Below are 7,697 nucleotides of genomic sequence, written 5' to 3' on the forward strand. Positions count from 1 at the left end.
CTGGTCGGCCGCGGTGCGGCGGGCGGCGGGCCGGACCAGGCCGCGCAGCAGCGGCGGCACCATGCTCGCGTCGGCCTGGCGCAGGGCGGCCAGGTCGAGGTGCATGGGGACGGCGGTGGGCTCGCCCACGGCGCGGGCAGTGTCCATGAGGGCGAGGCCGTCGGCGGAGGACAGGGCGGCGACGCCGGCGCGGGAGATGCGTTCCAGGTCGGCGTCGGCGAGGTCGCCGGTCATGCCGCTGCGCTCGGCCCACAGGCCCCAGGCGAGCGCGGTGGCGGGCAGGCCTTCGGCGCGGCGGCGGTGGGCGAGGGCGTCGAGGAAGGTGTTGGCGGCGGCGTAGTTGGCCTGGCCGGCCGCGCCGAGGGTGCCGGCGGCGGCGGAGAACAGGACGAACGCGGCCAGGTCGAGGCCCTGGGTCAGTTCGTGCAGGTGCACGGCGGCGTCCACCTTGGCGGGCAGGACGCGGTCGACGCGCTCGGCGGTGAGCGCTTCGAGGATGCCGTCGTCGAGGACGCCGGCGGTGTGGACGACGGCGGTCAGCGGGTGCTCGGCCGGTACGGAGGCCAGCAGCGCGGCGAGGGCCTCGCGGTCGGCGGCGTCGCAGGCGGCCAGCGTCACCTCGGCGCCGAGCGCGCGCAGGGCGGCGAGCAGCTCTCCGGCGCCGGCGGCGGCCTCGCCGCGGCGGCTGGTCAGCAGCAGGCGGCGGACGCCGTGCTCGGTGACGAGGTGGCGGGCGACGAGCCCGCCGAGGGTGCCGGTGGCGCCGGTGACCAGGGCGGTGCCGTCGGGGTCGAGCGGGCGGGCCTCCTGGCCTTCGGCGGCGGGGAGTGCGGGCACCCGGCCCAGGCGGGGTACGACGGCGCGGCCCTCGCGCAGGGCGAGCTGCGCCTCGCCGGTCGCCAGGGCCGCGGGCAGGGCGCGCAGGGACTCCTCGCGCTCGTCCAGGTCGATCAGGACGAAGCGGTCGGGGTGTTCGGACTGGGCGGAGCGCAGCAGGCCCCACAGCGGGGCGTGCGCCAGGTCGGGCACGTCGGCGGCGGGGGTGGTGGCGACGGCGCATCGGGTGACGAACACCAGCCGGGAGCCGGCCAGGCGGTCGTCGGCCAGCCAGGCCTGGGCCAGGTCCAGGGCGTGGTGCAGGGCTTCGCCGACGGCTCCGGGCAGTGCGGCATCGACGGGGGTGCGCGCGGGGCCGTCGGCGGCGGGCAGCGGGACGACCACGGCCTGCGGTACGGGGCCGCCGGCCTCGATGGCGGCGGCGAGCGCGGCGAGGTCGGGGTGGGCGGTGGCGGTGGGCAGCACGGCGGTGAAGCGCGGTCCGGCCCCGGCGCCGAGCAGGGCCCACTGGGCGGGGGCGACGGTGGTGGCGGCCGGCAGGGTCAGGGGGCTCCACTCGACGTGGAACAGCGAGTCGTGGAAGGCGGTGCGGGCCGCGCGGACCTGGTCGGGGGTGACGGGGCGCAGCAGCAGGGCGGCCACGGTGGCGACGGGGGCGCCGGTCTCGTCGGCGAGGTCGACGCGGACGGTGTCCTGGCCGGCCGGGGCGAGGCGGACGCGCAGGGAGCGGGCGCCGACGGCGTGCAGGGTGACGCCGCTCCAGGAGAAGGGCAGCCGGCCGTGCTCGGTGTCCTCCAGCAGGGAGCCCATGCCGACCGCGTGCAGGGCGGCGTCGAGCAGGGCCGGGTGCAGGCCGAAGAGGGCCGTGTCGGCGTGTGCCTGTTCGGGCAGCCGGACCTCGGCGAAGACCTCGTCGGCGCGCTGCCAGGCACCGGTCAGGCCCTGGAAGACGGGCCCGTAGGCGAAGCCGGAGGCGGTGAGGTAGTCGTAGAGGCCCTCGACGGGCACGGCGGTGGCGTCCCGCGGGGGCCAGACGGCGAGGTCGGCGCCGGTGCGGGCCGCGTCGCGGGCGGCGCGGGCCAGGGTGCCGGTGGCGTGGCGGGTCCAGGCGCCTTCGCCCCAGGTGTCGTCGGCTGCGTCCTCGGGCCGGGAGTGCAGGGTCAGGGAGCGCCGTCCGTCGGCGTCGGGCGCGCCGACGGCGAGCTGGATCTGGACGCCGCCGTGCGGGGGCAGCGCCAGGGGCGCCTGGAGGGTGAGTTCGTCGAGGAGTTCGCAGCCGGTGTGCTCGCCGGCCTGGAGGGCGAGTTCGACGAAGGCCGTGCCGGGCAGCAGCACGGTGTCCATGACGGTGTGGTCGGCGAGCCAGGGGTGGGTGGCCAGGGAGAGCCGGCCGGTGAAGAGGAAGCCGTCGCCGTCGGCCAGGGTGATGGCCGCGCCGAGGAGCGGGTGGTCCGCGGAGCCGATGCCGGCGGCGGTGACGTCGCCCGCCCAGGCGGTGGGCGGCTCGGGCCAGTACAGGCGGCGCTGGAAGGCGTAGGTGGGCAGGTCGACGCGGGTGCCGCCGCGCCCGGCGAAGACGGCGGACCAGTCCACCGCGACACCGTGGACGTGGGCCCGGGCGACGGCGGCGGCGAACGCGGCCGGCTCGGGGCGGTCGGCGCGCAGGGCGGGCGCGAAGACGAGGCCCTCGGGGGCGTCCTCGCCGTCCTGGCCGGTGAGGCATTCCTGTGCGAGGGCGGTGAGGACCCCGCCGGGGCCGACCTCGACGAAGGTGGTGACGCCGAGCGCGGCCAGGCCGCGTACGCCGTCGAGGAAGCGGACGGCCTCGCGGACGTGGCGGACCCAGTAGTCGGGGGTGCAGATCTCCTCGGCGGTGACGGAGGCGCCGGTGAGGTTGGAGACGATCGGGATGACGGGCGGCGCGTAGGAGACGGCTTCGGCGGCCTCGCGGAACGCGTCGAGCATGCCGTCCATGAGCGGCGAGTGGAAGGCGTGGCTGACGGTGAGCCGCTTGGTGCGGCGGCCGCGGGCGCGCAGGGTCTCGGAGAGTTCCATCGCGGCGTCCTCGTCGCCCGAGACGACCACGGAGCGGGGTCCGTTGACGGCGGCGATGGAGATCCGGTCGGTGAGGAGCGGGGTGACCTCGTCCTCGGTGGCCTCGACCGCGATCATCGCGCCGCCGGCCGGCAGGGCCTGCATCAGGCGGCCGCGGGCGGCGACGAGGGCTGCGGCGTCGGGCAGGGTCAGGACGCCGGAGACGTGGGCGGCGGCGAGTTCGCCGATGGAGTGGCCGATGAGGAAGTCGGCGCGCACGCCCCACTGTTCGAGCTGGCGGTAGAGGGCGACCTCGACGGCGAAGAGGGCGGCCTGGGTGTGGGCCGTGGCGTCGAGGAGGGCCGCCTCGGGGGTGCCCTCGGCCGCGAACAGGACGTCGTAGAGAGGCCGTTCGAGGTGCCGGTCGAGTTCGTCGCGGACCGCGTCGAGGGCGCGGGCGAAGACGGGGTGGGTGGTGTACAGCTCGCGGGCCATGCCGGGGCGCTGGCTGCCCTGGCCGGTGAAGAGGAAGGCGGTGTTGCCCTCGCCGACGGCGCCGACGAGGGCGGTCGCGGGCTGCTCGCCGGCGGCGAGCGCGTCGAGGTCTGCGAGGAGTTGCTCGCGGTCGGCGCCGAAGAGGACGGCCCGGCGGTCCAGCGCGGAGCGGCTGGTGGCGAGGGAAAGGCCGAGGTCGGTGAGGGAGGCGGGGTCGGCGGCGAGTCCGGGGTGGGCCCGCAGGTGGGCGGCGAGGCGGCCCGCCTGGGCGCGCAGGCCCTCGTCGCCGTGGCCCGACACGAGCAGCGGTACGGGACCGGTGGCGGCCTCGGCGGCGGCGGGGTCGGCGGCGGCCGGGCCGCTCTCCCCCGCCCCGGCCGGCGCCTCGACGGGCGGGGCCTGCTCGATGACGGTGTGGGCGTTGGTGCCGCTGACGCCGAAGGAGGAGATGCCGGCGCGGCGCGGCTGGCCGGTCTCGGGCCAGGGCACGGTCCGGTCCAGCAGGGCGACGTCACCGGTGGCCCAGTCGACGGCGCTGGACGGCTGGTCGATGTGCAGGGACTCGGGCAGGACGCCGTGGCGTATCGCCTCGACCATCTTGATGATGCCCGCGACACCGGCGGCGGCCTGGGTGTGGCCGATGTTCGACTTGATGGAGCCCAGCCACAGCGGGCGGCCCTCGGGCCGGTTCTGGCCGTAGGTGGCCAGGATGGCCTGGGCCTCGATGGGGTCGCCGAGGGTGGTGCCGGTGCCGTGCGCCTCGACGACGTCGACCTGCGCCGGGGTGAGCCCGGCATTGGTCAGGGCCTGGCGGATGACGCGCTGCTGGGCCGGGCCGTTGGGCGCGGTCAGGCCGTTGGAGGCGCCGTCCTGGTTGATCGCGGAGCCGCGCACCACGGCCAGGACGGGGTGGCCGTTGCGGCGGGCGTCGGAAAGCTTCTCCACGAGGAGCATGCCGACGCCCTCGCCCCAGCCGGTGCCGTCGGCGCCGTCGGCGAAGGGCTTGCACCGGCCGTCGGGGGCGAGCCCGCGCTGCCGGCTGAACTGCACGAAGGCGCGCGGGCTGGACATGACGGTGACACCGCCCGCCAGGGCGAGGGAGCACTCGCCGCCGCGCAGCGCCTGCACCGCGAGGTGCAGGGCGACGAGGGAGGCCGAGCAGGCGGTGTCGACGGTGACCGCCGGGCCCTCCAGGCCGAAGGTGTAGGAGAGCCGGCCGGAGACGACGCTGGCGGCGTTCCCGGTGAGGAGGTACTGCTCGACGCCCTGGGGTACCCCGTCGCGCAGCAGGTCGGGGTAGTCCTGGCCGTTGGTGCCGATGAACACGCCGGCCTTGCTGCCGCGCAGGGTCACCGGGTCGATGCCCGCGCGTTCGAAGGTCTCCCAGGACGTCTCCAGCAGCAGGCGCTGCTGCGGGTCCATGCCGAGGGTCTCGCGCGGGCTGATCCCGAAGAAGCCGGCGTCGAACTCGCCGACCCCGTCGAGGAATCCGCCCTCGCGGGTGTACGAGGTGCCCCGCTGGTCGGGGTCGGCGTCGTACAGGGACTCCAGGTCCCAGCCGCGGTCGGTCGGGAAGTCGGTGACGGCGTCCCGGCCGCCCGCGACCAGGTCCCACAGGTCCTCCGGCGACTGGATGCCGCCGGGGAACCTGCAGGCCATGCCGACGATGGCGATCGGCTCCGGCTCCCGGTCCTCGACCTCACGCAGGCGCTGCCGCGTCTGGTGCAGATCGGCCGTCACCCGCTTCAGGTAGCCGATGATCTTGTCCTGATCCGCTGCCTGCTGCGCCATTGGAACCTCACCCATGCTCGTCACAAAACCCTTGTGCTGTTACTGCCTGCTGTCCGCTGTGCTAGATACCGAGCTCGTTCTCGATGAAGTCGAAGAGCTCGTCGGGCGTGGCTTCCTGGAGTTTCTCGGCCACGGCCTCGCCGCTCGAATGGGCTTGGGGTTCACCCCACTTCGCGAGGAGGGCCTGGAGGCGCGAGGCGATGTCGGCGCGCGTCCCGCCGTCCGGGTCGAGGACGGAGAGCGCGGATTCGAGCTTCTCCAGTTCCGCGATGCCGGGCGCGGCCGCGGCGCTTCCGTCCTGGACGATCTCGGCCCGCAGGAAGTCGGCGAGGACGGCCGGGGTCGGGTGGTCGAAGACCAGCGTGGCCGGGAGCTTCAGCCCGGTGGCGGCGTTCAGGCGGTTGCGCAGTTCCAGGGCGATCAGGGAGTCGAAGCCGAGCTCCTTGAACGCGCGGCCCGCGCCCACCTCGTCGGTACCGGCGTGGCCCAGCGCGGTCGCCGCGTGGGTGCGCACCAGTTCCAGTACGGCCAGGGCCTGTTCGGTCTGCGGCATCACCGTCAGCCGTCGGCGCAGCGCCTCGCCCGGAGCCCCGGGCGCGCCCGCGTCCCCGTCGCCGGCGGCCGGGGCCGCCTGCGCGAGCCGGCGGACCTCGGGCAGGTCGCCGAGGAACGGGCTGGGCCGCACCGCGGTGTAGCCGGGCGTGAACCGCTCCCACTGGATGTCGGCGACGGCCACGGCCGGATCGGCGTGGTCCAGGGCCTGCTGGAGCGCCCGGATCGCGGAGCGCGGCGCCATGGCCGGCACCCCGCCGCGGTCGAGGCGTTCGCCGATGGCGCCGCCCGCGGCCAGTCCGCTGTCGCCCCAGCGGCCCCAGGCCACGGAGGTGGCGGGCAGGCCGTCGGCGTGCCGCTGCTCGGCGAGCGCGTCCAGGTAGGAGTTGGCGGCGGCGTAGTTGCCCTGCCCGGCGTCGCCGAGGGTGCCGGCGACTCCGGAGAACAGGACGAACGCCGACAGGTCCAGGTCGCGGGTCAGCTCGTGGAGGGTGAGCGCCGCGTCCGCCTTGGGGGCGAGTACGGTCGCGAACCGCTCCGGCGTCAGCCCGTCGATCACCCCGTCGTCGAGGACGCCGGCGGTGTGCACGACGGCGGTCAGCGGCTGCTCCGCGGGCACGGAGGCCAGCAGTGCGGCGACGGCGTCCCGATCGGCCATGTCGCAGGCGGAGATCGTGACCCGGGCGCCGAGCGCGGCCAGTTCCTCGCGGAGTGCGGCGGCGCCGGGCGCGCCGTCCCCGCGCCGGCTGGTCAGGATCAGGTGCTCGGCGCCGTTCTCGGCGAGCCAGCGGGCGACGTGGGCGCCGAGGGCGCCCGTACCGCCGGTGACGAGCGTGGTGCCGCGCGGCTTCCAGGCGGGCGCGAGGGGCGCGTCGGCGAGGGAGGCGTGGACCAGCCGCCGGCCGAACAGGCCGGAGGGGCGCAGCGCCACCTGGTCCTCGGACCCGTCACCGGCGAGCACCCCGACGAGCCGTTCGAGAGTCCGCTCGTCGGGCTGCGCGGGCAGGTCGAGCAGACCGCCCCAGCGGTCGGGGAACTCCAGGGCGGCGGTGCGGCCGAAGCCCCACAGGAGTGCCTGTGCCGGGTCCTGTAGCCGCTCGGAGCGGGCCACCGACACAGCGCCGCGGGTGAGGCACCACAGCGGTGCGGACACGTGCGCGTCGCCGAGGGCCTGGACGAGCGCGGCGGTGTGGAGCAGTCCGGTGTGCTCCCGCAGCGCGGCGCCGTCGCTGTCGGCGAGGGCGAGGAGGGAGAGGACGCCGGCGGGGGCGGTGTCCCCTCCGGTGGCGGCCTCGATCGCGGCGGTGAGCGCCTCGCGGTGGGCCGCACCGGCGGCGATCGTGAGCGTGTGGACCTCCGCGCCGCGCTCGGCGAGCGTGCGCAGCACGGCGGCGGCCGTGTCACCGGCCGGCCCGGTCAGGGCCTCGGGCACGGCGACCAGCCAGGTCCCCGAGAGCCGCGTGGGAGCGGCTTCGGCCAGCGCCTTCCAGGTGACGCGGTAGCGCCAGCCGTCGGCGGTGGACTGCTCGCGGCTCTCGCGCCGCCAGGAGGACAGGGCGGGGAGCAGGGCGGTCAGCGGCTGACCGTCCTCGATGTGCAGCTCGGCGGTGAGGGCGGCGAGGTCCTCGCGTTCGACGGCGTCCCAGAAGCGGGCGTCGAGCGCGTTCTCGGCCGGCGGCGCCTCAGGGCCGGCGGACAGTGCCTCGGGCCAGAACCGCTGTGACTGGAAGGCGTAGGTGGGCAGGTCGACGTGTTGTGCGCCGGTTCCGGCGAACACCGCGTCCCAGTCCACGGCCACACCGCGTACGTAGGCCTCGCCCAGGGAGAGCCAGAACCTCTCCAGACCGCCCTCATTGCGGCGCAGGGAGCCCAGGACCGCGGCCTCGCGGCCCGCGTCCTCGACCGTCTCCTGCAGGCCCACGGTCAGCACGGGATGCGGGCTGGACTCGATGAACACACCGAAACCCTGATCGAGGAGCGTCCGCGTG

General features: G+C 76.1%; 2 protein-coding genes. Both read right to left on the minus strand.

Translation table 11 applies throughout. The features are described from left to right. Positions 1–5,172 (minus strand): type I polyketide synthase (locus ACEPPI_RS38960; RefSeq protein ID WP_373919990.1); only part of this gene is annotated, 5,172 nt, incomplete at its 3' end. 46 nt (positions 5,173–5,218) lie between these two features. Further along, positions 5,219–7,697, minus strand: a 2,479-nt coding sequence (locus tag ACEPPI_RS38965) for an SDR family NAD(P)-dependent oxidoreductase (RefSeq protein ID WP_373919991.1), incomplete at its 5' end; no start/stop codon positions are given.

Origin of the sequence: Streptomyces sp. AB3(2024), assembly GCF_041862025.1 — a bacterium.
Classification (GTDB): domain Bacteria; phylum Actinomycetota; class Actinomycetes; order Streptomycetales; family Streptomycetaceae; genus Streptomyces.